Source organism: Pseudoalteromonas sp. 2CM37A, assembly GCF_023161885.1.
GTDB classification, from domain to species: Bacteria; Pseudomonadota; Gammaproteobacteria; order Enterobacterales; family Alteromonadaceae; genus Pseudoalteromonas; species Pseudoalteromonas atlantica.
Genome location: NZ_JALNTJ010000001.1, coordinates 611,986 through 637,433, shown reverse-complemented (window position 1 = coordinate 637,433; position 25,448 = coordinate 611,986). Strand labels below are relative to the sequence as shown.

Sequence of the window (25,448 nt, the reverse complement as noted above, 5' to 3'; positions counted from 1 at the left end):
TCAAGTGTTTTGTGGTATTTTTTTAACATTTAATTTATTTTTTATTCAAGTTTGCTTGAGTTCTAAAGACAAGACTATATTTAATTATGAGTGGTATGAAAGATTCAGGTGTCATCGACACAGTTCGCGATAGTGAAAAGCAAAAGCTGCAGCCACCGCGAAAATACAAAGTTGTTTTAAATAACGACGACTACACGCCAATGGACTTTGTAATAGAAGTTTTAATGACGTTTTTCAATATGGATAGCGATAGAGCAACTGATGTGATGCTACAAGTTCACGAAAAAGGTAAAGGGATATGCGGTGTATTTAGCGCCGATGTAGCCCATACCAAAGCGGAACAAGTTAACCGTTATGCACGGGATAACGAGCATCCACTGCTTTGTAGTTGTGAGCAGGAATAAATACCAATTAGGTGATCAATCATCTCATTGTTGTGGTATAAAATAATTATCTCAGTAAGGGGTTGCCAATGCTAAACAAAGACTTAGAACTAACGTTAAATGCCGCGTTTCGTGAAGCGCGTACACGCCGCCATGAGTTTATGACGGTAGAACACCTTTTACTTGCGCTTTTAGATAACCCTTCAGCAGGCGAAGCGCTAAACGCCTGCGGTGTTGATATTTCTGGTTTAAAAACCGAACTATTAGAATTCATAGACGAAACCACACCGGTTATTCCCGATTTAGAAGAAGAACGCGAAACCCAACCAACACTGGGCTTTCAACGCGTGCTTCAACGTGCGGTTTTTCATGTTCAATCATCTGGTAAAAACGAAGTTACAGGCGTTAACGTGCTCGTTGCTATTTTTTCTGAACAAGAAAGCCAAGCGGTTTATTTACTCAAGAAAAGCGATATTTCTCGCTTAGATATAGTGAATTTTATTTCTCATGGTATTTCTAAAACGGATGATGAGTTAGGAGATGACACTGACGATATTCATGAAGAAGTACAAGAGGTTCAAAACGAAGAGGCAAGTAAGTTAGATAGCTTTACCACTAATTTAAATGCCCAAGCCAAAGACGGTAACATTGACCCATTAGTAGGGCGCGACAGCGAAGTAGAGCGCACCGTGCAAGTTTTATGTCGCCGTAAAAAGAATAACCCACTACTTGTTGGTGAAGCAGGGGTAGGTAAAACAGCCATTGCAGAGGGTCTTGCGTACCGCATTGTTAATGAACAAGTGCCTGAAGTAATTGCCGATGCTGTTGTTTACTCGCTTGATATGGGCGCATTGCTTGCCGGTACTAAGTACCGCGGCGACTTTGAAAAACGCTTTAAGAGCTTATTAAAAGAGTTACAAGCAAAACCTAACTCAATTTTATTTATTGATGAAATACACACTATTATTGGTGCAGGCGCTGCATCGGGTGGTGTTATGGATGCCTCTAACTTACTTAAACCGCTGCTTTCAAGCGGGCAGTTACGTTGTATGGGCTCAACCACTTACAATGAGTATAAAAATATTTTTGAAAAAGACCGTGCGTTAGTACGCCGATTCCAAAAAATTGATGTACTTGAACCAAGTGTGGCCGATACCACTAAAATTTTAAATGGTTTAAAAGAGCGTTACGAAGAACACCATGGTATTCGTTACACGCAAAAAGCATTAAAAGCAGCTGCTGAGCTAAGTGCTAAATACATTAATGAGCGTCATTTACCTGATAAAGCCATTGATGTAATAGATGAAGCCGGTGCCAACCAGCGATTGCAGCCAAGCTCTAAACGCAAAAAAACCATTGGTGTATCAGATATTGAATCAATTATTGCTAAAATGGCGCGTATCCCAGCTCAAAGTGTGTCATCGACCGATAAAGAAACGCTTAAAAATCTTGATCGTAATCTTAAAATGTTAGTGTTTGGGCAAGATCAGTCTATCGACGCGCTAACATCTGCGATTCGTTTATCTCGCTCTGGGCTTGCAAACGAAGATAAGCCAGTGGGCTCGTTCTTATTTGCGGGGCCAACGGGTGTAGGTAAAACCGAGGTTACTAAACAGCTCGCTAAATGTATGGGCGTTGAGTTTATCCGCTTTGATATGTCAGAGTACGTTGAGCGCCATGCAGTAAGCCGTTTAATTGGTGCGCCTCCTGGGTATGTTGGTTTTGAACAAGGCGGCTTACTTACCGAAGCCGTTATTAAAAACCCGCATGCAGTTGTATTATTGGATGAAATTGAAAAAGCCCATCCAGATATTTACAACATACTACTGCAAGTAATGGATCACGGTACATTAACCGATAACAATGGTCGTAAAGCTGACTTTAGAAACGTGGTGGTGGTTATGACAACCAATGCCGGCGTGCAAGAAACCACACGTAAATCGATTGGCTTTACCGAGCAAGATCATACGCACGATGCAATGAGTGAAATTAACAAGGTATTTTCACCTGAGTTTAGAAACCGCTTAGATAATATTATTTGGTTTAACCACCTTGAAAAAGACGTTATCTTGCAAGTGGTCGATAAATTTGTAGTTGAGCTGCAAGCACAATTAGATAAGAAGTCAGTTAACCTTGAGTTGACCTCTAAGGCCCGAGAGTGGTTAGCAGATAAAGGCTACGATAAAGCAATGGGTGCACGTCCAATGGCTCGTGTTATTCAAGATGAGCTTAAAAAGCCATTGGCTAACGAAATACTCTTTGGTGAACTGGTTGATGGCGGTACTGTTAAAGTATCAGTTAAAGATAAGAAAATTAACTTTGACTATGAAAGTAATTTAACACCCGCTTAAATAAGTGTATTCACTTATAGTACCCATCCGCAAAATAAATACCTTAATTATGCGGATGGGTATATAAACTAGCCTACGTGATATGCGTGGGCTTTTTTGTGCTTTTTTATAGGCAACAAAAAACCCAGCAAAAGCTGGGTTTTTTGTTTATTAAATGTAATTGCTAGTCAGTACCATCAATTACATTTAATAAACGCTTTAAGCTAGTTATTCACTAGCCAAAAACTAAATCTCGTTTACGCACTTAGCGAGCACGGAATACGATACGTCCTTTCGATAAATCGTAAGGAGTCATTTCTACCGTTACTTTATCGCCGGTTAAAATACGGATATAGTTTTTGCGCATTTTACCTGAAATATGAGCCACAACTACGTGACCATTTTCTAGCTCAACTCGGAACATTGTATTTGGTAAAGTATCAAGGACTGTCCCTTGCATTTCGATTACGTCTTCTTTCGCCATGTTTAGCGTAACACCTCTTTAATAGTTAAACGCTGCAGATTTTGCCCAAAATACGCCAATAAGTAAAGGCGCAGCGGGCATTTTTGCAAATTAAATAGCCAACCACTGGTCATTAACGTGTTTTTGCGCGGGTAAAAACTGAGTTTTGTATTTCATTTTGGTGCATTCATCGATTTGGTAGCCCAAATACACAAATTCTTTATTTTGCTGTTTGGCAAATTCGAGCTGCTGTAAAATCATCACAGTCCCTAAACTGTAGTGTTCAAAGTCGGGATCGAAAAACGTATAAATAGCCGAAACAGCGTTATCCATGCAATCTGTTACGGCCACTGCAACTAAAGTGTCTTGGTGCCAAAGCTCAATAAACGTTATTTCTAACCAGCTACAAAATAAAAAGCTTTGAAACTGTTCTAAATTAGGCGGAAACATAGTGCCATCGCTGTGGCGCATTGAAATGTATTTACTATAAAGTGGATAATATTCTTCGCGCTTAGCGTGTGTGTATTTTACTTCAAAGTTTGCTTTTACTTTATTTAGTTTTCTTTTTTGTGACTTTGAAGGGGTAAACTCTTGGGCTAACACGCGCACCGAGTTACAGGCGCTACACGAAGGGCAGTGCGGTCGATAAATTTGGTTACCACTGCGCCTAAAACCGAGCGATAGAAGCATCTCAAATTTATGCGTGCTGTAACAGGTTGGGTCAAGTATTACCAATAATTGCTCTTGCCTGTCAGGTAAATAGCTACAAGCAAACTCTTGGCTAAGACCAACGCGTGCAGGAATATGTTCACTCATAAATTGCTGTTAACTCCTGTGGTTGCCACATGGTTGAGTTGAGGGTGTAAGCATTTGCTTGTTTAAGTTTAGTCAAAAATTCTGAGCGAGGGATCACTTTTGCGCCTAAAGAGGTTAAATATGGGTTTTCTAGTTGGCAGTCAATAAAATGTGCGTTATGGCGTTTTAACCAATTAACTAACGCCCACATGGCCAGTTTTGAGCAATTAGTTTGATGATGAAACATCGACTCGCCACAAAAAACGCCATTCTGCATAATGCCATACAGCCCACCGGCAAGTTCGCCGTTTTGCCATACCTCAACACTATGTGCAATATTAGCGTCATGTGCAGCAATATAAGCGCTTAACATGTCGTTTGTTATCCATGTGCCTTCGGTGTCTATACGTTGCTCACAGCACGCTTCTATCACCTCCGCAAATGCATTGTTAACAGTTACTTTAACAGGGTGTTTTTTTAAATGTTTACGCAAGCTTTTACTTATATGAAAGTCATTTAGCTCTACAATGCCGCGTTCACTTGGCGACCACCACATAATGGGCTCACCTTCGCTAAACCACGGGAAAATACCCATTTTATAGGCATTACTTAAGCGCTTTACAGATAAATCGCCGCCTATGGCAAGCAGTCCATCGGGGGAGGTAAGTGCATATTCGGGGTTTGGAAATGCTATATCGGTTTCACTTAGTTGGTATAGCTGGTTTCTCATAGAGGGCTTAACTTATTAATTATCATAAAAGTGTAACTATATTTTAGGCATAAAAAAAGGCTGAACTAACAGCCTTTATTAATTTTGTAGCGTTTATAGGTTATCTAAGAAACGCTCTGCATCTAGGGCTGCCATACAGCCTGTACCTGCAGACGTAATTGCTTGACGGTAAATGTGATCAGACACATCACCTGCGGCAAATACGCCAGGTACGCTTGTTTGTGTAGCGTTACCGTTAAGACCAGACTCAACCACTAAATAGCCGTCTTTCATTTCTAGTTGGCCTTCAAACATGTCGGTGTTTGGCTTATGGCCGATAGCAATAAACACACCCGCTAAATCAAGCTCTTCGGTAGCATCAGATTGCGTATCTTTAATGCGTACGCCAGTTACGCCCATGTCATCGCCAAGTACTTCGTCTAGCGTACGGTTGTAGTGCATTACTACGTTACCATTTTGCGCTTTTTCGTTAAGGCGATCAGCAAGAATTTTTTCACTGCGGAAGCTATCACGACGGTGAATAACGTGTACTTCATCCGCAATGTTAGATAAGTAAAGCGCTTCTTCTACAGCTGTGTTACCACCACCTACAACGGCAACTTTACGCCCTTTATAGAAAAAACCATCACACGTAGCACATGCAGATACACCACGACCTTGAAAATTAGTTTCAGACTCTAAGCCTAAGTATTTAGCCGATGCACCAGTGGCAATAATTAATGCATCACATGTGTAAGTACCTTGGTCGCCAGTTAGCGTGAAAGGGCGCTTAGACACATCTACTTTATTAATGTGGTCAAACACAATTTCCGTTTCAAAGCGCTCAGCGTGCTCTTTCATACGGTCCATTAATGCAGGGCCTGTTAAACCGTGCGCATCGCCTGGCCAGTTTTCAACTTCAGTTGTGGTCGTTAATTGGCCACCTTGTTGAATGCCGGTAATTAAAACGGGGTTTAAATTTGCACGTGCGGCGTATACTGCGGCAGTGTAACCCGCAGGGCCAGAGCCTAAAATTAGTAACTTAGAGTGTTTTGCTTCAGTCATGATCTTTTCCTAAACGTTTAATACTGAACTTAATGGCTTCGATTCTAAGAAAAACAAGGCACAAGTAAACAAATTATGTGAATATTTTTTTCTGACAAAATTAAAAGCTGTGCAATATTATGTACTGACTTTGCCTGGAACGATAAAAAAGCCCGTGTAAAGGCTAAAAAACAAACAGATGAGCAACAAAGCTTCGTTAATTCATGACCCGTTAGTATTTTTTTGATATGTTTTACCTAATTTTATTTGTCACTGATAGATTATGTGACCTTAGTGAATAGGCAACTATGTTATTTTGGCAGGAAAAACCCGCATTTGGGTTGACTTCAAAAGACGTTAACGTCTTAACCAACGCACAAGAGTACCGTACGCAATTGCTACGTTTAATTAGCAATGCAAAAAAAAGAATCTACATTACGGCACTTTACTTACAAGATGACGAAGCAGGGCGCGAAATACTTGAAGCGCTGCATCGTGTGTCGTTGGCAAACCCCAACCTTGAAATAAAAGTGTTGGTTGATTTTCATCGTGCTCAACGTGGTCTTATTGGTGCAAAAAAATCAGACGGTAACGCAAGTTTATATTGTGACTATTTAGAAAAATTTAAATCAAACGTACAAGTTTACGGTGTACCGGTTAAAGCCAAAGAGTTGTTTGGTGTGTTACACCTTAAAGGTTTTGTTGTAGATGATACTTTATTATACAGCGGCGCCAGCTTAAATAACGTGTACTTACAATACAACGAACGCTACAGGCTCGACCGTTACTTTTTAGTTGACCAAGCAGCACTGTGCGACTCTGTGGTTGATTTTATTGAGTCTAAGCTAATTGGCTCGCAAGCCGTGCCACGTATTGATACACGCCCGCTTAAGCGCTTAATAGACTTTAAATTTGAACAAAAGCAATTAATGCGCGAGCTAAAGTCGGCCAGTTATGCAAACCCAACTACGCCCAATACCGACCCACTCGGTGTGCGTTTGTTTTTAGGTTTAGGGCGTCGTAATAATAGCCTTAACCGATTAATTAAAAACTTGTTTGATACCACAGAGCAAGAGCTTGTACTTTACACACCGTATTTTAATTTTCCGGCGCCGCTTATGCGCTCACTACGTCGATTATTAAAACAAGGTAAGCAAGTAACCATTGTAGTAGGTGATAAAACCGCAAACGATTTTTATCTGCCGCCAAGTGAGCCGTTTAGTAAAATTGGTGCACTCCCGTATTTATACGAAACTATTTTGCATAAATTTGTAAAATCGCAAAAGCGCCATATAGATAACGGCAATTTAAACGTGTATTTATGGAAGCACGAGAGTAACTCGTTTCACTTAAAAGGTATTTGCGCCGACCGACAACGCCACTTATTAAGCGGGCATAACCTTAATCCGCGAGCGTGGGGGCTTGATATCGAAAACGGTATTTTAATTGAAGACCCACAGCAAAGTATTATGCAAGCCATAGATAACGAAAAGCAGGAAATTTTAAAACACTGCCGCCGTTTAACTGGGCCAAATGATTTAGAAACAGTAGAAAATTACCCGCAACCGGTTAAAAAGCTACTTGGTCAGGCTAAACGCGTAAAAGTAGATTTTATAATTAAGCGTTTTATATAAATTAATTTATATAGTCAAAATTTAGATACAAAAAAAGCAGCTAATTAGCTGCTTTTTTATTGCTTGTAGTTAGGTAACTATTTAATTAAATAACACCTAACAACTAAACGCAAAATTACGCGTTTTCTACTGCAGTGCGAGGGTCAACATATTCCATGTTGAACGCTTCAGCTACTTCTTTGTAAGTTACTTGGCCTTTAATTACATTTAAGCCTTTTAAGAAGTGCGCGTCATCTAGTAGTGCCTTTTTGTAACCTTTGTTTGCAAGGTTAATAATAAACGGCAATGTTGCATTGTTAAGTGCAAAGGTAGAAGTACGCGGTACTGCACCTGGCATGTTAGCAACACAGTAGTGAACAACTTCATCAACAATGTATGTAGGATCAGCGTGTGTTGTTGCTTTAGAAGTTGCAATACAACCACCTTGGTCAATAGCAACATCAACAATTGCAGAGCCTGGCTTCATTGCTTTAATATGATCGGCTGTTACTAGTTTAGGTGCTGCAGCACCTGGAATTAGTACGCCACCAATTACTAAGTCAGCTTCTAGTACGTGTTTTTCTAGTGCGTCAGCCGTTGAGTAAATCGCTTTAACTTTGTTACCAAATTGCGCGTCTAGTGCACGAAGTACATCAATGTTGCGGTCAAGTACTACAACGTCTGCGCCCATGCCAACAGCCATTTGCGCTGCGCTACGACCCACCATGCCGCCGCCAATAACAACTACTTTAGCTGCTTCAACGCCTGGTACGCCACCAAGTAACATGCCACGGCCGTGGTTAGATTTTTCAAGCGCTTGTGCACCGGCCTGAATAGACATACGACCTGCTACTTCACTCATTGGTGCAAGAAGCGGCAAGCCGCCACGTGCATCAGTCACTGTTTCGTAAGCAATACAAATCGCTTTGCTTTTAACAAGGTCTTCAGTTTGTGGAAGATCAGGTGCAAGGTGAAGGTAAGTAAATAAAATTTGATCTTCGCGTAGCATTGCACGCTCAACAGCTTGTGGCTCTTTTACTTTTACGATCATGTCTGCTTTTGCAAAAACATCAGCTGCAGTTGCTAAAATTTCAGCGCCAGCTTGTGTGTAATCTTCGTTAGTAAAACCAATGCCCATACCTGCATCTGTTTCAACAATCACTTGGTGGCCGTGATTTACTAATTCACGAACACTCGCAGGAACCATACCTACACGGTATTCATGGTTTTTAATTTCTTTAGGTACACCAATAATCATAAAATTTGCCTTATTAAGAACGGATTAACATTTTTCACTATTATATTAATCATAAGGCAGTGTGTCTCACCTTTTTTAAAAGGCTAGGCAGTGTTATTATCTAAATAATAAAAATAAACAGAATATTAAACTAGTTGGGTGTATGCATCAGTTATTAGATAGAATTGACCGTAAAATTTTAATGGAATTACAGCACGATGGACGCCTTTCTAATGTAGAACTGGCCCGACGAGTTGGCCTGAGCGCCACGCCCTGTCTAGAGCGCGTAAAAAAGTTAGAACGTGAAGGTTATATACTTGGCTACAAAGCGGTGGTTGATCCAGCAAAGCTTGGCCAAGGCTTATCTGTATATGTTGAGGTAACTATTACCAAAACATCGCCCGACGTATTTGATGAGTTTAGTGCGGCGGTTAAACAGCACGAAGAGATAATAGAGTGTCACTTGGTATCGGGCAATTTTGATTTTTTATTAAAAACACGCGTAAACGATATGTCAGAATACCGCGGTGTACTAGGCGACATTCTTTTAAAGCTGCCAAACGTGAGTGAAAGCCGCACCTATGTAGTAATGGAAGAAGTAAAAGGTGAAGACGGCGTAATTATTCGCCCTTACATTGCCTAAATTTAACCGCCAAAGATAAACACACTCTAATTTATAAAAACTTGTTCATAATCAGGCCATACACATTAAGATAAAGTGCATCAAATTGCATTTCCTGCTAAGGTATTTGATTGCAAGCAAGTGCCAATAGAACAATAAAGAGGGATAGGAAGTTATGCGCCTAAACGGTGTGCAAAGACTATTAGAAACAGGGCTGATCATCAGTACCTTTGCGGCAATATTCATTTTATGTGCTTTAATCAGCTTTGATCCCGCTGACCCTGCGTGGTCGCAAACGGGTGAATTTAGAAACGTAAAAAATATTACAGGCACTGCCGGTGCTTGGGTAGCCGATATATTATTACTGTCATTTGGTTGGCTTGCTTATTTAGTGCCGGCCGCTATTCAGCTGTTTGGCTATTTATTATTTAAACAACCTCATCGTATTTTACAGCTCGACTACACCACACTTGCTTTGCGTGTTATTGGCTTTGCTTTATTTATTACCTCAGCAACGGCAATCAGCAGCATTAACTTTGATGATATTTATAACTTTTCATCCGGTGGGGTAGTGGGCGATGTGATTGCATCGGCCATGATGCCAGCATTTAACTTTACCGGTACCTCTATACTATTATTGTGCTTCTTTTTTGCTGGGCTTACTTTATTAACCGGTGTGTCGTGGGTTGAATTTGTAGACTACCTCGGCGATTTAGTGGTTAGAGGCTACCGTTACATTGCTAATTACGCCCAAGGTTGGATGCAACGAGAGCGTATTGCGGCAAATCCGGTGCAAGCCGATGCGCAATTTAATGATGAGCCTGACGATTATGAGCAAAGCGATGCCACACTCGAGCAATCATCAGAATTTGAACAAGAGCCTGCAAAAAGTAAAAAAACAGCTAAACAAAAAGCCATTACTAAAGAGCAGCCTACCTTTAGCGAGCCGCAAATTAGTGATGACTACAGCCCATTTGATGAGCTTGACGATATACTCGACCAAGAAATTGGCTTTAGCGCCATAGACGATGAGCCAATGGATACAGCGGCTGCACTTAATGCGCTTGATCAAAGCCAAGTTGTTGAGCCTGAAAAACCGGTTACCACGGTGGTATCGCCAGCAAGGCCTATGCCTAAACCAAAACCTGCATATCAGCCACCGCCAACAGCAAAAGAAAAGTTTGAAGAGTTACTAGATAAAGAGCCACCGCCAGGGCCATTACCGTCGCTTGATTTACTCGACAGACCGGATAAAGCAAAAAACCCGATATCGGAAGAAGAGCTTGAAAGCGTGTCGCGTCTTGTTGAAACAAAATTACTCGACTTTAACGTACAAGCAAAAGTGGTTGGCGTATACCCAGGCCCAGTTGTAACACGTTTTGAGCTTGATTTAGCACCGGGTATAAAGGTGTCTAAAATTACTGGTTTATCAAAAGATTTAGCCCGTTCGTTATCGGCAATTAGTGTACGTGTGGTTGAGGTGATCCCAGGTAAAACTTACATAGGGATAGAGCTGCCTAATAAGTACCGTGAAATTGTACGTTTATCTGAGGTAATTAACGCCCCTAAATTTGAGCAAAATCCATCGCCACTAACCATGGTGTTAGGTAAAGATATTGCAGGGCAACCTGTGTGTGCCGATTTAGGTAAAATGCCCCATTTACTGGTAGCGGGTACCACGGGTTCGGGTAAGTCAGTGGGCGTTAATGTAATGATATTAAGCTTACTGTACAAATCGGGCCCTGATGATGTTCGTATGATCATGATTGACCCGAAAATGCTTGAGCTTTCGGTTTACGAAGGTATTCCGCACCTATTGTGTGAAGTAGTTACCGACATGAAAGAAGCCGCTAACGGACTACGTTGGTGTGTAGGCGAAATGGAACGCCGTTATAAATTAATGTCGGCGTTGGGTGTACGTAACTTAAAAGGTTACAACCAAAAAGTACTTGAGGCCAAAGAAGCGGGTTACCCAATTCTTGACCCATTATTTAAAGACACCGACGGCATGAAAGAAGGCCCAGACGAGTTAGATAAACTACCGAGCATTGTGGTAGTAATAGACGAATTTGCCGACATGATGATGATTGTAGGTAAAAAAGTTGAAGAGCTAATTGCCCGTATTGCGCAAAAAGCACGTGCCGCAGGTATACATTTAGTACTTGCAACACAGCGCCCATCGGTAGATGTAATTACCGGCTTAATTAAAGCCAATATACCTACGCGTATGGCGTTTCAGGTGTCGAGCAAAATAGACTCGCGTACCATATTGGATCAACAAGGCGCCGAAAACTTACTCGGTATGGGTGATATGCTTTACTTACCGCCAGGCACAAGCGTACCAGAGCGTGTGCATGGCGCATTTGTAGACGACCATGAAGTACATGCGGTAGTAAACGATTGGAAAGCACGCGGTAAACCTAATTACATTGATGAAATTTTAAATGGTGATGCCACAGAAGATGTTTTATTACCAGGTGAAACCAGTGAAAACGCAGATGAAGAGTCAGATCCGCTATACGACGAAGCCGTTGCGTTTGTAATCGAAACCGGCAAAGTATCGGTATCGTCAGTACAACGTAAATTACGTGTTGGCTATAACCGCGCAGCACGACTAGTAGAACAAATGGAAACATCGGGTATCGTGAGTTCACCAGGCCATAACGGCGCTCGCGATGTATTAGTACCTAATGGAGCAAATTAATGAAAAAATTAAACAGTTTATTATTAGTGCTTGGCAGTTTAATTGCCACGCCTAGCTTTGCTGATGACAGCCAAGCACTGCAAGACAAACTCGCAACCCTTAAAAGTTTTAAAGCGCAGTTTTCTCAAAACGTAACCGATCCGCAAGGCCAAGCGGTTATGCAAGGCGAGGGCACAATTGCCCTTAAACAACCTATGATGATCCGCTGGCAGCAAACAAACCCAGACGATACCTTATTTGTATCAAATGGTGACAAAACCTATTACTTCGACAGCTTTGCTGAGCAAGTAACTATTATGGATACCCATAGCCTTATAGATTCAACACCGTTTGTACTGCTTACTTCAAAAGATCCCGCACAGTGGGAAAAATACAGCGTACAAGCTACAGACTCTGGCTTTAGTGTAACGCCAAATAAAGGCGTAGAAAGCCAAGTAGAGCAACTTGATATTACCTTTGCAGGTAACGAGCAAGGTCTTGCTAAGTTAGTTGTGACTGATAATTCTGGTCAGCTTTCATCGTTTAGTTTTAACAATGCACAAGTAAATACCGCGCTTGATACAAGCACCTTTGAATTTACCCCACCAGAGGGTGTAGAAATAGACGATCAGAGTAACGGTGAATAATTTAGGCTTTAATTTTGGGCCCGATGTACGCCCACTTGCTGCGCGCATGCGCCCAACAACGCTTGACGAATACATAGGTCAGCAGCATTTATTAAGTGTTGATAAACCCTTGCACCAAGCCATTGTTGCAGGGCGTTGCCACAGCTTAATTTTATGGGGGCCGCCTGGGGTAGGTAAAACCACTCTTGCGCAAATTATTGCAAATCACGCCGATGCCGAACTTATACAAATGTCGGCTGTGACCGCGGGCGTAAAAGATATTCGCGACAGCGTAACGCAAGCGCACGATAACCTACAAAGCCGCGGGCAACGCACTTTAATGTTTGTGGATGAAGTACACCGTTTTAATAAATCGCAGCAAGATGCATTTTTACCTCACATAGAAGACGGCACTTTTATATTTGTAGGCGCGACAACCGAAAACCCCTCATTTGCACTTAATAATGCGATTTTGTCGCGGGCGCGTGTGTATGTTTTAAAGTCGCTAGCCGATACCGACCTATACACAGTGATAGAGCGCGCACTTAAGCAAGATGAGCAACTAAACCAAAAAAATATTGTTATTGCCGATAACGCCAAACAGGCGCTTTGCCAAGCAAGCGGCGGCGATGCCCGTAAAGTATTAAACCTACTTGAGCAAGCGGTTGATTTAACGAGTGAGCAAAACGGTAAATACAACGTAGATGAGCACGTATTAAGCCAAGTACTGCCAACCCATTTAGCTAAATACGATAAAGGCGGCGACGAATTTTACGATTTAATATCGGCTTTTCATAAATCAGTACGAGGCAGCTCACCTGATGGCGCGCTGTATTGGTATTGCCGTATTTTAGCCGGCGGCGGCGACCCACTTTATGTAGCAAGGCGTTTACTTGCCATTGCCACAGAAGACATAGGTAACGCAGACCCACGGGCGATGGAAGTGGCGTTAAACGCATGGGATATATTTCAGCGTGTAGGCCCAAGCGAGGGCGAACGCGCCATTGCACAAGCCACTTTATATTTAGCCAGCGCACCTAAAAGTAATGCCGTTTATATGGCATTTAACCAAGCAAAAGCTGATGCCAAAAACGAGCCAAGCTACCCAGTGCCAGAGCATTTACGAAACGCGCCTACAAACTTAATGAAAGATTTAGGCTATGGCGCCGAGTATCGCTACGCACATAACGAAGAGGGCGCCTTTGCCGCCGGTGAAAAATATTTACCGCCAGAAATTCAAGACAAACACTATTATTTACCGAGCGATCGCGGCCTTGAGCAAAAAATTAAGCAAAAGCTTGATTACTTAAAAGAACGCGACGCGCAAAGCCCGCTTAAACGATACGAAAATGATTAAACTTTATATGATGATCGCCCTTGGCGGAGCCTCAGGAGCCTGTTTACGATTTTTTATTAGCGAAACCATGCTAAAACTCCTTGGTAGGGGATTCCCTTTTGGCACGTTGACGGTTAATATTCTGGGTTCATTGTTAATGGGCATTTTGTACGGTTTGATAGAGAAAGAAATTATCGCCACAAGCCCCGCTAAAACCCTTATTGGTATTGGCTTTTTAGGTGCGTTAACCACCTTTTCAACATTCTCAATGGACTCGTTGTTGTTATTACAACAAGGTCACTTTATTAAAATGGCCCTTAATATCATCTTAAATGTGATGATCTGTATTTTTATGGCTTGGCTGGGCCTTCAGCTGGTAATGCAAAAAGGTTAAAAAACTAACATGTTAGATTCTAAATATTTACGACAAGACGTTGAGCAAACTGCAGCACGCTTAGCGGCTCGTGGCTACGAGCTTGATGTTGCAAAAGTGACAGAACTTGAAGAACAACGCAAAACATTACAAGTAAAAACGCAAGAGCTTCAAAGTCAACGTAACGCCAGTGCTAAAGCCATTGGCCAAGCAAAAGCAAAAGGCGAAGACGCACAACCACTACTAGACGCTGTGGCAAATTTAGGCAGCGAATTAGACGCAACTAAAAAAGCGCAAGACGAAGTACTCAACGCCATTAACGACATTGCATTAGCAATTCCAAACTTGCCAGACGAATCAGTACCAGAAGGCGCTGATGAAGACGACAACGTTGAAATACTTACCTGGGGCACGCCTAAAAAGTACGACTTTGAAGTAAAAGATCACGTAGACGTAGGCCAAGACCTAAACGGCCTAGACTTTGAAATGGGCGTTAAAATTAGTGGCGCACGTTTTACAGTAATGCGCGGCCAAGTAGCGCGTATGCACCGTGCACTTACGCAATACATGCTAGATACCCACACAGATAAAAACGGCTATACAGAAATGTATGTACCGTACTTAGTAAATAGCGCAAGCCTTTACGGTACAAGCCAATTACCTAAGTTTGCAGGCGATTTATTCCATACATTAGGCCTAGTAAACGACGACGGTGAACAACAAGCTGGCTTTAGCTTAATCCCAACAGCAGAAGTACCGCTGACTAATAGCGCACGCGACGAAATTTACGAAGAAAGCGATTTACCGATTCGCTTAACTGCGCACACGCCGTGTTTTAGAAGTGAAGCGGGCAGCTACGGTCGCGATACACGCGGCTTAATTCGTCAGCACCAGTTTGATAAAGTTGAACTAGTTCAACTAGTAAAACCAGAAGATTCAATGCAAGCGCTTGAAGAGTTAACAGGCCACGCAGAGCAAATTCTACAAGCACTAGAACTACCATACCGTAAAGTAATTTTATGTATGGGCGATATGGGCTTTGGTGCAGCTAAAACATACGACTTAGAAGTATGGTTACCGGCACAAGATACCTACCGCGAAATTTCGTCTTGTTCAAATATGGTCGATTTCCAAGCGCGCCGTATGCAAGCACGCTTTCGCCGTGAAGGTGCTAAAAAGCCAGAGTTATTACATACATTAAATGGCTCAGGTTTAGCCGTTGGCCGTACACTCGTAGCCATACTAGAAAACTACCAACAAGCCGATGGCTCAGTTGTAGTACCAGAAGTATTACGCCCATACATGGGTGGGCTTGAAGTGATTGGGAAAGTTTAGGGTTAGCTATAAGCTATAAGTAGAAAAGCCGCTGTTTTAAATGAACGGCGGCTTTTTTGTGGGTAAAAACTTAAAGGTAAAAGGTTCAAGGCGAAAGAAAAAAGTCTAAGTTTTGTTATTTATTAGTGTATTACTCTTTTGTCCAATATTACTGTTTTCTACCATTCTGGTGTTTTCTCGCATCCAGTATATTTAGATGTTAGCTAACTAGTTGTTTACATGTGTCTATTCGCTGGTTAAATTAGATGATTCGAAATATTTGGACATTCGTAGGTTTATAAAGCGACAAATATCTGATACAAAGTTATTAAGTGGCTAGGCAAAGCTTGGTTATCAAATTTATACCCTTAAAGGAATCTATCTAAATGGATAAAAGTTTATCTCTATTTATAACCTCGCTTAAGTCTCTGAATGATACTATTGATAAAGCTTCTATAAATGAATGTAGCGGCATAGTTAATTTGTTTTTGAGATAGGTACTCTTGACACTAAAATCTTTGAAAAGTATATTGGACTATTTAGAGGAACTAATAGAATTGTTAAACGAAAAACATCTTAGCAATGATTACTAACTATAATGGAATATAAAATGGATTCAACAGCTGCGAACCTTCAAAAACACTCTCTTACGCTCGATATTTTTGAAGAGCATCTTCATAAAGCAATTGATAAACCCACTGTTAATTATCGTATGGTACGGGTAGGACCCTCCCGAAATGGGCGAGGTAGCAAGCTAAAAGTTCACAACGGGGCTCATAAGGCAACTTGGGCTAAAACGACCATTAATAGCCGCTTAAGAACCATCAATATTGATGTTTACCTTAATTTTAAACAAAACAGTTTGCAACAAGGCGATTACCTTAAATTAAAAACGTTGGCTATAGCTGGTATTAAACAATATTGGTCAAATACAATTACAGTGGCGGGTGTGCGTTTTAATGTAATAGTTAATCCTTTACATAAAAGTAGTTCTGATGCCATTCCTGTAGACCTAGAGATAGAAGAAAGTGAAAGTTATGGTCGTTCAATGAATCCAGCTATATTAGGTATTGATGCGAGTTTTATTTATCAAAGAGGATCTGTAACAGCTGGAATACCATCAAAATTGATCGATGATGAATTTAAGTTGGTTTCAGCGCATGAGTTTGGCCATTCTGTACTTATTTATGTAGGAGGTATTAATTTATCTTGGGGTCATAAAGGTAGTACAAATATTCTCCTTCAAAATGTTAAAGCGTCTTCTCCAGGTTATCCAAATCAAGGAAAGATTGATCTTATGAAGTACTACAATGACACAAAAAATACGGCTAATCTAAAGCAACGCATTACACGCAGTGAAGCGCTTGAAGTTGATATAAAAAGATTAATTTGGAGTTCTGAGGTCTTATGGAAAGATTAAAGGTATTAATTTTTGGATTACTAATAACTTTTGTATTGAGCTCATGTTCAAGCATTTACTGGGCTAGTGTTAAAAACTCTACAGCTGAAGAGTTAATGGTTAAATTGGTCTTTAAAACTGAGTACGGTACTCAGGTAATGGACATGCCATTAAAAGCAGGTGAAGTAAATGTTTGGCAATATGAGCAGTCATCAAGTGAATCAAAAATAATGGATAAATATTTATCTTCAATTGAGATAAGTGACGACAGTGGCTGTTACATAGCTTTTAATAGAGAAGAGGTAAAAAAGAAGGTTAAAAATACAACGCGGCAAATCGTAATTTCTCCTGATGATTTTCAAAAAGCATGCGAGAGGAAAGTTAATTTAAACACACCATAAAAATCTTTTGTAAAGCTCCCCAAAAGGTCTGAGTTAAGTATAAATTGTTTAGCCTTGTAAGATTTATTTTCAAAGTTAAACATTAAAATAAATCTTACAAGGCAATCATTATTCATTTAAGTGAGTATCACTTTGGCGTTACCATCATCAGCTTTGCATCTTTCCCATCCATTAATACTGCTACATTACCCTCAGTGGTGACATACACATCCCTTAATCGGCCTGTTGCTTCTGGAAATATGTGTGACTCGGTGAATTCGCCATTAGCCAGATTAACGCTGTAGAGCTTTTTATCTACAAGCGTCGTGATGAGCACATGTTGTGCAAGTGAAGGGAATGCGGCGTGTTTAGAGCCGTAATACGCCATGCCTGACGGGGCAATTGATGGCGTCCAATCTACGCTTGGCTTTTGCATACCGGGGTAGTCTCTAAATGGAGAAATACGTGCTTGTGAATAATCGTCACCGTAGGTTATCACCGGCCAGCCGTAGTTGGTAGCTGGCGTTAAGTAATTTAACTCATCTCCACCGGCGGGGCCGTGCTCGTGGCTAACAATTTGCTCGGTATCGTAATCATACACTAAGCCCTGTGGGTTTCGGTGACCGAGCGAGTAAACAGCGTGTGCATTGGGGTTTTTGTGATTAATAAATGGGTTATCTTTTGGGATAGTGCCATCTAGGTTTATACGTAATAGTTTGCCAAGTTGGCTGGTTATTACTTGTGCTTGCTCTCTAAAATCAAAGCCATCTCCGGTTGAAAACAGTAGAGTGTTGTCGGGTAAAAAGAGGGCGCGGCCAGCGTAGTGTTGTGGGGTATTTTTATCAGTCGCTACTGTGTAAATAATAACAGGCGTTGAAAAGCCGGTGCCATTAAAGGTAGCTTTTGCAATTACTAGGCGATTAGCCTCAGCTGTGCCTTGTGCGTAGGTAAATATAGCTTCTTTGTTGGTGTTAAAATTAGGCGAGAGCACTATATCAAGTAAGCCGCCTTGGCCTGCAACGTATAAACCTTCAAGGTTTAAATTTACTCTAGTTTGCTGATTGTTTTTTACAATAACAACGTGGCCGTCGTGCTCTGTAATTAGCCATGACCCGTTTGGCAGTTTAACCATGCTCCACGGCGAATTTAATTTTGTAGCAACTGTGTGGGTACTGTACTGCTCTTTAGGTAATGTAGCTGCACTGGCGGTAGACGCAAAAAGCCCTACAAACAGCCATAGCGCTAATTGAGAGAGTCGTTGTTTACATTGCAAGCCTTTGCTACTGTAAGAAAAAAGCTTTATTTTAAGTTGAGATAACCATGCCATTTTTAACACGTTTACTCCCTATATTTTTAGTTTCTTGGTTATTTACCTTTACGCTTGCTAGCTTGTTTCATAGCCAATACGTTGTCAATCAATTAGTTGATGTGGGCGTTGTGGTCAGCTTAAGCAACCGTATTAATTTAACGCTAGATGATTGGTTAGGGCTATTACCTACCTATGGCGCTATTATTGCCATTGCTTTAGCTATCGCTTTTTTTGCTGTTGTGTTACTTATTAAAAAGTATGAAAAATACAGCATGGTGTTATTTGTGGCATCGGGTATCACTGCTTTTGCCGTGGTGCTAGTGGCGATTGAGTCGATTATGAATATTCATATTATAGCGGGCGCACGTGGATGGGGATTTTATTTTCAGTTACTAGCAGGTGCTTTAGGTGGCTTGCTGTTTGCCTTATTAACCAAGGCGTTAGCCCCTAAACAGTAGGTTAAATAAAAAACTCAGTGGCTAACGCTAAGCGTTAACCACCTCGTTAAAATACGATGTAAAACGTTAATTAAAGCGCTACACAATAAGCGCTACACAATAAGCGCTACATAATAAGCGCTTTAATTGCCTCTAGGCCTTTTCTGAGAGTGGCTTCATCGTTGGCGTAGTTAATGCGTACGCACTGGTGTTTATGCTCCCAGCTATCTTCAATGCCAATAAAAAAGTTATGCCCAGGAATTATATATACATCTTGCTCTTTGAGTTTTTGATAAAGCATTTCGCTGGTTATTTTTGAGTCTTTAAACCATAGCCACATAAAAAACGCGCCTTCGAGTTTATGCAAATAGACAGGTAAGTCTGCAAAAATTTCATCAAACAGGTTTATGGCTATCTCTGCTTTATTTTTATAAAAAGGCAATACCGTATTTTTACACAAAGGCAGTAATTCGCCTTCGTTAATTAAGCGGGTTACTAAGCTTGGGCCAATAGCGTTAGGCGATAACACCATAGAGCCGTTAACACGGCCAATGGCTTTAATTATTTCGTTATTGGCAACCACAATACCAGTGCGCAGGCCTGGCAAGCCCAATTTTGAAAGCGACATACACAATATAATGTTTGAGTTCCACGTAAGGTTTGCATCGGTGTAAATACAGCCCGGGAAGGGGTCGCCGTAGGCGTTATCAATAATTAGGGGAATATTGTACTTGTGTGCAAGGGCGTCTAGATGGCGTACTTCCTTATCGGTAATGACATTACCAGTTGGGTTGGTAGGGCGCGATACGCACAGTGCACTAATACTGGTATCGTTGGCTAATACGTTTTCTACCGCGTCAAAATCAATGACATATTTAAACTGCTTAGAGCCATTGAAGGTATTTAAAATTTCGATATCGGGTTTTATTGCCACAAACATATCATTAGATAAACCTTGGTCGGCGTAACCTACGTATTCAGGCGCAAGCGGAAACAATATACGCTTATTAGTGCCATCGCTCATTTTGCCCGCAAGCATATTAAACAATACAAAAAAGTTAGCTTGGCTGCCGTTACCCAGTGCTATGTTTTGTGGTGTTAAGCCCCAGTCAAACTCGCTATTGAGCTGTTTAGCAAGAGCCGCTCTAAATTCGTCATTGCCAGTTGGCCCGTCGTACAAACCAAATACTTGCGATACTTTATTACTGGCTACTAGCTTTTGTAATTCATCTAAAAATACAGCATTAACCTGTGGTACGTGTGCAGGGTTACCGCCACCTAGCATAACAATATTTGGATTATTGCTTGCGTTAGCGCTGCCTAAATCTTCCATAAGCTGCGTTATTCCGTTGGGTTGTGTAAATTTAGTACCAAAATTTGAGTAGTTCATAATACCTATGTGTGCGCTAATAACGAGGAGGGCAGTATAGCGTAAATAAAGGGCTTTATTTGCATGTTGAGAATAATTCACGGTTTAGAACTTTAAACCCTTCAGGGTATAATTAACGCACTTTTATTCGCTAGGCTATTGTTATCAGTAATTTTGAATCGACTTTACATCACATTACGCTTGAGACTGAACCTGCCGCTGATTTAAACGCGCCTGTAGTCAAAGACACGCAATTTAAAATAGCCACGTTTAATTTATTTAACTACCTTGAGCCGCCTAATGCGTATTACGATTTTGAAAAAATTTATACCGCAGAGCAATGGGCGCGCAAACAGCGTTGGATTGTAGATTATTTAAATGAGTACGCGCCTGATGTAGTAGGTTTTCAAGAAGTATTTAGTATTGAATCGCTAAGGGCGTTAATGGCGCAGAAAGGCTATACATATTTTGCTGTGGTTGATACACCAGAGGTGATTGATGATTTTATTTTTAAACGCCCGGTCGTGGCTATAGCGTCTAAATTTGAGATTGTTGATATAGCTGCGGTTAAGCACAATACCGAGCTTGTTGAAATGCTTGGCCTTAATAGTAATTTTACGTTTAGCCGTAAGGTGTTAAGAGCAACCATTAAATTACCCCATGTAGGTAATACCGACTGTTATGTAGTGCATTTCAAGTCAAAACGAGCCATGATTGAAAGCGATGAAAGTACTACTAGCTCAGCCAAAACCGAGCCACCCTCAAGCGAAAAAAACATAATAGACGCTCTCAAAGCAAATGTGGCCGGCTCGTGGGGCTCAACCATTCAGCGCGGTAGTGAAGCTACTTTAGTAATGATAGAAATGATTGCCCGACGCGAAGCTACACAACAGCCTATGGTGTTAATGGGCGATTTTAATAACGACTTAGCCGATGGTGTGTTGAGCCATTTACTAACGAATACATTGAGATTTGCCCCAGCGTTTGATGTTAAAACATACCTTGCAAAATATTGTTTAAATGACGCGTGGCAGTTATTTAAAACACTAAAAATGAGCCAATTTACGGCGCACAACACCCAGCAAAACGCTGCCAGCCATCCAGATGCTCAACAAAGTAATGGCCCCTCTGCGCCGTTATTAAATCGCAGCCCTACCCATTACTATGGAACGAGTAGTACGGTACTTGATTATATTTTACTCTCGTGTGAATTTGACCCAAGTTACGATGATAGCTTTTATGAAGTGAGTGATTATCATACATACGACAGGCATTTAATAAACCCAGAATACGAACGAGACGATTTAACAACCGATCACGCAGTGGTATCAATTACGCTAACGTTAAGGAGTTAATACGTGGGTAACATTTATAAATAGGTTTGCAGCTTTTACATTATTATCGAACCTATAAATTATAAGTTATTAATTATAATGAACTTATTTTAGGCTTAAAACTTGCTGTAACTACTAAGTTAAAACAATTTTAAGGACATAAAAATGACTGAAGTTGCGCTTTCTGCCTATATGGCGTTTTACGTTTACTTAATAATGTTAGTGGTACAGTGGTCGGTAGCTACCTTTAGCAAAGCTAAACAACCTAATGCTGTACCGGGTAAAATTAGCGATGATTTATCGCACGACAGTTTTATATTTAGAGCCCATCGTACTTTTCATAACACACTAGAAAACAGCGCGTTATTTATTGGTACTGTGTTGTTTGCATTTGTTATAAATTACCAAAGCCCTATATTTGCCATGTGTGTTTGGGTGTATGTAATAGCGCGATTAATTCATATGGCGCTGTATTACGTTATAGCCACAGAGAAAAACCCAAGCCCACGCACGTACTTCTTTTTAATCAGTTTTATAGCAAATATTGTCATGCTAATTTTAATTGGCTTGAGATTAATGGCTTAAACAAGTTAAACGGAAAATAAAGTTAACAACCACTATTATTTTAGGCTTTTGGCTGGCGAGGGTATGTTAGTCAGTAGCTTATCATCTAACATAGAGATTGCGTATAGTATGTATAGTTCAAAAGAGCGAATGCTTTTGATTGAAGCGGCATTTTCATTTGTAAAGCAACAAGATGAAATTGATTACAATTTTCTGTATAGAAGTTTAGTTTTGACTGAAAGTGAAATAACCCATTTAGAAAATAACTATAATGATTAGTTGTTAGGTGAGGGAATTTAAAGCTTAGTGAGTGCATCAGCTTATAAGTACTTTCCTTTAAGTCTCAACGAATGTGTTTTAAAACTTATTAAATGCGGTGAGTATACCGCAAACATTAGAGGGTTTGTAAACACAAGTTCCGCAATTAATAAGTTAAGTTTTTTATATATTACTGGGCTTTATAAACTCGTATCCAATCTACCCAAAATATACTTTTCTTGGGATCTGCAAGCTCAGATGCATTAGGCTTAACCTCTCGCCATGGCTGATGTTCCATATCCAGTATTATGTGCATAGGCTTGTTTAAGCCTGTTCCGTTAGTATAGTTTTCAGGAACAATAATATTAGGGCCAGGGACACTTCGGACCAAAACACCATCTATATAGTAATCCAAATTCCACTCATCCTTCCAATGTACTCCATATCTACGAAATTTATTGCGGTATGTTTCTCCGTTGTTGTAAACCCAAGAGCCAGCGTCCTTAGGCTGATAGTCTTGAAATGGGTCTCGAATAAATTCGTGATGACTCACATGCATACGCTGGTCAAACCACTCTTGGCCAATTAGGTCGCTACCATATGACTCCATAGCATCAATTCTTGGGTAGAATCAGTACTAAGCATCCTTACAGCATTTGCCATAGTGTTGTTTGTTGGTTTTACCATCGCCTCTAGGTATAGGGGGTAAGTAAAGGTTGCTTTAGAAAAAATAATACCTGAGAGTACTTTGTTCGTTCTTGCTTTTTTGGTTGCTTGTAGACCAAGCGACAAACCTGTACAGAGAAAGAGAGTAGAAAGGATAAAGTGAAGGCCTAGTAAATTAAGACCTTCGTTCTGAGCTATTTGCTTGACGTATTTAACTATTTTTTATTCAATATTGATTTGTGTACCTGTTACTATCCCATCGTAATTGACAGAAACGATAACTGTACCGTTACTATTTGAATTACTCGTTAATCTATATCTAGCCTGATTGGTTCCAATATTAATTAATTCAGCATTTGCAATTGTGCTACCATTTACACTCCAACTCGCAAATTCTGAAACATTCAAGCTAGAAGAGGTATCACTATAGTTAGCGGTTAATGTTAAATCTAAAGTACCCAGAGGGCTCAAAGTTAATGGATTTTCAGCGTCATTAATTTGAATACTTTCTAGGGTTGCGTCGCCTTCAACTTGCACGGCTATTGTTTTATACACTCCACCACAGCTCGCAACAAGCTCTGTAACGCCTGGTTTTAATGCGAGTAAAGTACCTTTATTTTCGCCCTGTTTTGTAACACCGACAGTATATGAATCTAACGTAGACCACTTTATAGTATTGTCTATATCGAAAGGAGAAGGATTGTTTATTAGATTGGCTTGCGCAGCTACGCTTATACGAGAACCTAAGTTTAATTTGATAATATTTTTAGATGTATCATCAGAAAGAATATCAATACTCTCTAGGTTAACTGGGTTGGCTGTGACAATTAAGGTATCCGATATGTTACCTATATTCGCAGTAATTGAAGTGTTCTCAATTTCACTTGATGAGGTATATAGTGTACCGTTGTTATCGATTAACGCGCTTGTTTCATCATCAAGAGTAAAACTAATATCTTTTATTGTATTTAAAGATATATAGCCATCTGAATAAGTAATATCTGCACTAATACTTGCTTCTATACACGTATTAATGTCACCTATTTCTGGTGAGGCTTGTTTTAGTTCTATGTTCGAAACGGCTTCATCACTAATTGACATTTGTCCTTCACCGGATATTTCATTTATTGTAGTGCCAGTAACCGTAATCAAACCTCTATCCAGTGGAGAATTAGTAATGGCTGTCACTAAGCCACGACTATTGACAGTGGCTACTTCTGGGTCGCTTGTACTCCAAGTAAGCTCATCGGTTACATCTCTCGTTTCTCCGTTACTATCTATACCCATGGCTTTAAGCTGAAATTGTTCTCCAGGTCTAATGCGTGTTTGATTATTGATAATAGTAACGGATTCTATAATTGTACCTTCAGTGCGAAGCTCTTCGAGAGTTACTGCTTTTTTTAGGTCGGTTGACTCAGTATCAGAGCCACAGCCAGTAACTGCTATTAATAATATCGAAATAATAGAGAGTTTGTGAGAGGTGTGTTTTATTGCCATTTTAGGATTGTACCTTTTAAAATGAGAGAATGACTAAAATTGGTAAGTAAAACCAAGAGAAATAGCTGTTATCTCGATATCGTCTTTGTCATAAAGTGATTGATAGCCAAGCCTTACTTGGGTGTTGTTTAAGTATGGAATATCTTGGTGCATTGCCACACCCCAAGCAAAACCTTTATATTGAAATTCATCATTTATAGTTTCTTTAGGGCCATTAACTGTAATATCTGTTTGCGCATAGCCGACTGAAACATCTAAACCGAAACCATTAACAACATCAGACTGCATTACGAAAAATAACGCGGCACTTTTTTCTATATCGAATTCAATGCGATAAAGGTTATCTTTCTCATTTGCGGTTAGGTATTGGGCTTCAAAAGCCATATTATTGTTACTGACCCCTAAACGAAGTGCAGTTGATTTTGGCTTAACATCTTCGTTACTAATTGCCATTTCAGGTAATACATAGTCAACACCAATATATGCGGTGTCTGCAAAACATTGCGTTGAGGCACAGAATAGGAGTAGATAAAGAGTTTTTTCCATGTGAAAGTAAACTATCCGTAAATTATTATAAGTAAGGATGGTATATAATTGACTTAACTTAATCAAGGGAAGAGATTCGCTTGGATAAAATTAGGAACAAATTATAAATATTTGATTTAATAGCGTAATGCGCAATAAAAATCGCGCTATTTTCGGCTTAT

24 protein-coding genes are annotated in these 25,448 nt (G+C 40.3%); 14 read left to right on the top strand and 10 right to left on the bottom strand.

The window, feature by feature from the left end:
* Nucleotides 1-95 precede the first annotated feature (95 nt).
* Entirely contained in the window at nucleotides 96-404 is a 309-nt protein-coding gene (clpS, locus tag MTF68_RS02825; protein ID WP_004586754.1) for an ATP-dependent Clp protease adapter ClpS, read from the top strand.
* Between the two features lie 68 nt (nucleotides 405-472).
* Nucleotides 473-2,734 (top strand): ATP-dependent Clp protease ATP-binding subunit ClpA, encoded by a 2,262-nt coding sequence (clpA, locus tag MTF68_RS02820; RefSeq protein ID WP_004586753.1) that lies wholly within the window; start codon nucleotides 473-475, stop codon nucleotides 2,732-2,734.
* A gap of 244 nt (nucleotides 2,735-2,978) precedes the next feature.
* On the opposite strand, the gene infA is transcribed toward clpA, so the two are convergent.
* The 4 genes from infA to trxB form a co-directional block, all read right to left on the bottom strand.
* Nucleotides 2,979-3,197: a translation initiation factor IF-1 gene (gene infA / locus MTF68_RS02815; protein WP_002962494.1), complete on the bottom strand. Its 219-nt coding sequence runs from the start codon at nucleotides 3,195-3,197 to the stop codon at nucleotides 2,979-2,981.
* Nucleotides 3,198-3,287: 90 nt separating this feature from the next.
* Complete coding sequence (locus MTF68_RS02810) at nucleotides 3,288-3,992, bottom strand: arginyltransferase (protein ID WP_064385091.1); 705 nt, start codon at nucleotides 3,990-3,992, stop codon at nucleotides 3,288-3,290.
* Nucleotides 3,985-4,701 carry a leucyl/phenylalanyl-tRNA--protein transferase gene (aat, locus tag MTF68_RS02805; RefSeq protein ID WP_248461617.1) on the bottom strand — a complete coding sequence of 239 codons (717 nt, stop codon included), beginning with the start codon at nucleotides 4,699-4,701 and terminating at the stop codon, nucleotides 3,985-3,987. Before aat ends, MTF68_RS02810 begins: the two co-directional genes overlap by 8 nt.
* A gap of 93 nt (nucleotides 4,702-4,794) precedes the next feature.
* On the bottom strand, nucleotides 4,795-5,745 hold the full coding sequence (gene trxB / locus MTF68_RS02800) for a thioredoxin-disulfide reductase (RefSeq protein ID WP_024033489.1): 951 nt from the start codon (nucleotides 5,743-5,745) through the stop codon (nucleotides 4,795-4,797).
* Nucleotides 5,746-6,032: 287 nt separating this feature from the next.
* Here trxB and pssA point away from each other — a divergent pair, with 287 nt between their 5' ends.
* Nucleotides 6,033-7,358, top strand: coding sequence for a CDP-diacylglycerol--serine O-phosphatidyltransferase (pssA, locus tag MTF68_RS02795; protein WP_029772425.1), 1,326 nt, complete (start codon nucleotides 6,033-6,035; stop codon nucleotides 7,356-7,358).
* Nucleotides 7,359-7,473: 115 nt separating this feature from the next.
* Here pssA and ald read toward each other — a convergent pair whose 3' ends face one another.
* A complete protein-coding gene (gene ald / locus MTF68_RS02790; protein WP_004586748.1) occupies nucleotides 7,474-8,595 on the bottom strand; it encodes an alanine dehydrogenase in 1,122 nt (373 codons plus the stop codon).
* A gap of 142 nt (nucleotides 8,596-8,737) precedes the next feature.
* Here ald and lrp point away from each other — a divergent pair, with 142 nt between their 5' ends.
* The 8 genes from lrp (at nucleotide 8,738) to MTF68_RS02750 (ending at nucleotide 17,328) form a co-directional block, all read left to right on the top strand.
* Nucleotides 8,738-9,217 (top strand): leucine-responsive transcriptional regulator Lrp, encoded by a 480-nt coding sequence (gene lrp, locus MTF68_RS02785; protein WP_004586747.1) that lies wholly within the window; start codon nucleotides 8,738-8,740, stop codon nucleotides 9,215-9,217.
* Between the two features lie 154 nt (nucleotides 9,218-9,371).
* On the top strand, nucleotides 9,372-11,900 hold the full coding sequence (locus tag MTF68_RS02780) for a DNA translocase FtsK 4TM domain-containing protein (RefSeq protein WP_248461615.1): 2,529 nt from the start codon (nucleotides 9,372-9,374) through the stop codon (nucleotides 11,898-11,900).
* Nucleotides 11,900-12,526 (top strand): outer membrane lipoprotein chaperone LolA, encoded by a 627-nt coding sequence (lolA, locus tag MTF68_RS02775; RefSeq protein ID WP_004586745.1) that lies wholly within the window; start codon nucleotides 11,900-11,902, stop codon nucleotides 12,524-12,526. The genes MTF68_RS02780 and lolA overlap by 1 nt, the downstream gene beginning before the upstream one ends.
* Nucleotides 12,519-13,862, top strand: coding sequence for a replication-associated recombination protein A (locus MTF68_RS02770; RefSeq protein WP_248461614.1), 1,344 nt, complete (start codon nucleotides 12,519-12,521; stop codon nucleotides 13,860-13,862). The genes lolA and MTF68_RS02770 overlap by 8 nt, the downstream gene beginning before the upstream one ends.
* The gene (gene crcB, locus MTF68_RS02765; protein ID WP_004586743.1) at nucleotides 13,855-14,235 is read left to right on the top strand and encodes a fluoride efflux transporter CrcB; all 381 of its coding nucleotides are present in this window, start codon (nucleotides 13,855-13,857) and stop codon (nucleotides 14,233-14,235) included. The genes MTF68_RS02770 and crcB overlap by 8 nt, the downstream gene beginning before the upstream one ends.
* 9 nt (nucleotides 14,236-14,244) lie before the next feature.
* On the top strand, nucleotides 14,245-15,549 hold the full coding sequence (gene serS / locus MTF68_RS02760) for a serine--tRNA ligase (protein ID WP_055018482.1): 1,305 nt from the start codon (nucleotides 14,245-14,247) through the stop codon (nucleotides 15,547-15,549).
* Between the two features lie 589 nt (nucleotides 15,550-16,138).
* Nucleotides 16,139-16,948, top strand: coding sequence for a hypothetical protein (locus MTF68_RS02755; protein WP_248461613.1), 810 nt, complete (start codon nucleotides 16,139-16,141; stop codon nucleotides 16,946-16,948).
* Nucleotides 16,936-17,328: a hypothetical protein gene (locus MTF68_RS02750; protein WP_055014303.1), complete on the top strand. Its 393-nt coding sequence runs from the start codon at nucleotides 16,936-16,938 to the stop codon at nucleotides 17,326-17,328. Before MTF68_RS02755 ends, MTF68_RS02750 begins: the two co-directional genes overlap by 13 nt.
* 127 nt (nucleotides 17,329-17,455) lie before the next feature.
* On the opposite strand, the gene MTF68_RS02745 is transcribed toward MTF68_RS02750, so the two are convergent.
* Nucleotides 17,456-18,643: a PQQ-dependent sugar dehydrogenase gene (locus tag MTF68_RS02745; RefSeq protein ID WP_248461612.1), complete on the bottom strand. Its 1,188-nt coding sequence runs from the start codon at nucleotides 18,641-18,643 to the stop codon at nucleotides 17,456-17,458.
* Here MTF68_RS02745 and MTF68_RS02740 point away from each other — a divergent pair.
* A complete protein-coding gene (locus MTF68_RS02740) occupies nucleotides 18,628-19,074 on the top strand; it encodes a hypothetical protein (RefSeq protein WP_248461611.1) in 447 nt (148 codons plus the stop codon). The genes MTF68_RS02745 and MTF68_RS02740 overlap by 16 nt on opposite strands.
* 106 nt (nucleotides 19,075-19,180) lie before the next feature.
* On the opposite strand, the gene MTF68_RS02735 is transcribed toward MTF68_RS02740, so the two are convergent.
* Nucleotides 19,181-20,443: a valine--pyruvate transaminase gene (locus MTF68_RS02735; protein WP_248461610.1), complete on the bottom strand. Its 1,263-nt coding sequence runs from the start codon at nucleotides 20,441-20,443 to the stop codon at nucleotides 19,181-19,183.
* A 239-nt stretch (nucleotides 20,444-20,682) separates the two neighbouring features.
* Between MTF68_RS02735 and MTF68_RS02730 the strand changes: the two genes are divergently transcribed.
* Together MTF68_RS02730 and MTF68_RS02725 are read left to right on the top strand one after the other, a co-directional pair.
* The gene (locus tag MTF68_RS02730; protein ID WP_248461699.1) at nucleotides 20,683-21,777 is read left to right on the top strand and encodes an endonuclease/exonuclease/phosphatase family protein; all 1,095 of its coding nucleotides are present in this window, start codon (nucleotides 20,683-20,685) and stop codon (nucleotides 21,775-21,777) included.
* 144 nt (nucleotides 21,778-21,921) lie between these two features.
* Nucleotides 21,922-22,341: an MAPEG family protein gene (locus MTF68_RS02725; RefSeq protein WP_029772660.1), complete on the top strand. Its 420-nt coding sequence runs from the start codon at nucleotides 21,922-21,924 to the stop codon at nucleotides 22,339-22,341.
* A gap of 427 nt (nucleotides 22,342-22,768) precedes the next feature.
* Here MTF68_RS02725 and MTF68_RS02720 read toward each other — a convergent pair whose 3' ends face one another.
* The 3 genes from MTF68_RS02720 to MTF68_RS02710 all read right to left on the bottom strand — a co-directional run bounded on the left by MTF68_RS02720 (nucleotide 22,769) and on the right by MTF68_RS02710 (nucleotide 25,287).
* A complete protein-coding gene (locus MTF68_RS02720) occupies nucleotides 22,769-23,188 on the bottom strand; it encodes a hypothetical protein (protein ID WP_248461608.1) in 420 nt (139 codons plus the stop codon).
* A 278-nt stretch (nucleotides 23,189-23,466) separates the two neighbouring features.
* Complete coding sequence (locus MTF68_RS02715; protein WP_248461607.1) at nucleotides 23,467-24,741, bottom strand: Ig-like domain-containing protein; 1,275 nt, start codon at nucleotides 24,739-24,741, stop codon at nucleotides 23,467-23,469.
* 33 nt (nucleotides 24,742-24,774) lie between these two features.
* Nucleotides 24,775-25,287: a porin family protein gene (locus MTF68_RS02710; RefSeq protein WP_248461606.1), complete on the bottom strand. Its 513-nt coding sequence runs from the start codon at nucleotides 25,285-25,287 to the stop codon at nucleotides 24,775-24,777.
* Nucleotides 25,288-25,448 lie beyond the last annotated feature (161 nt).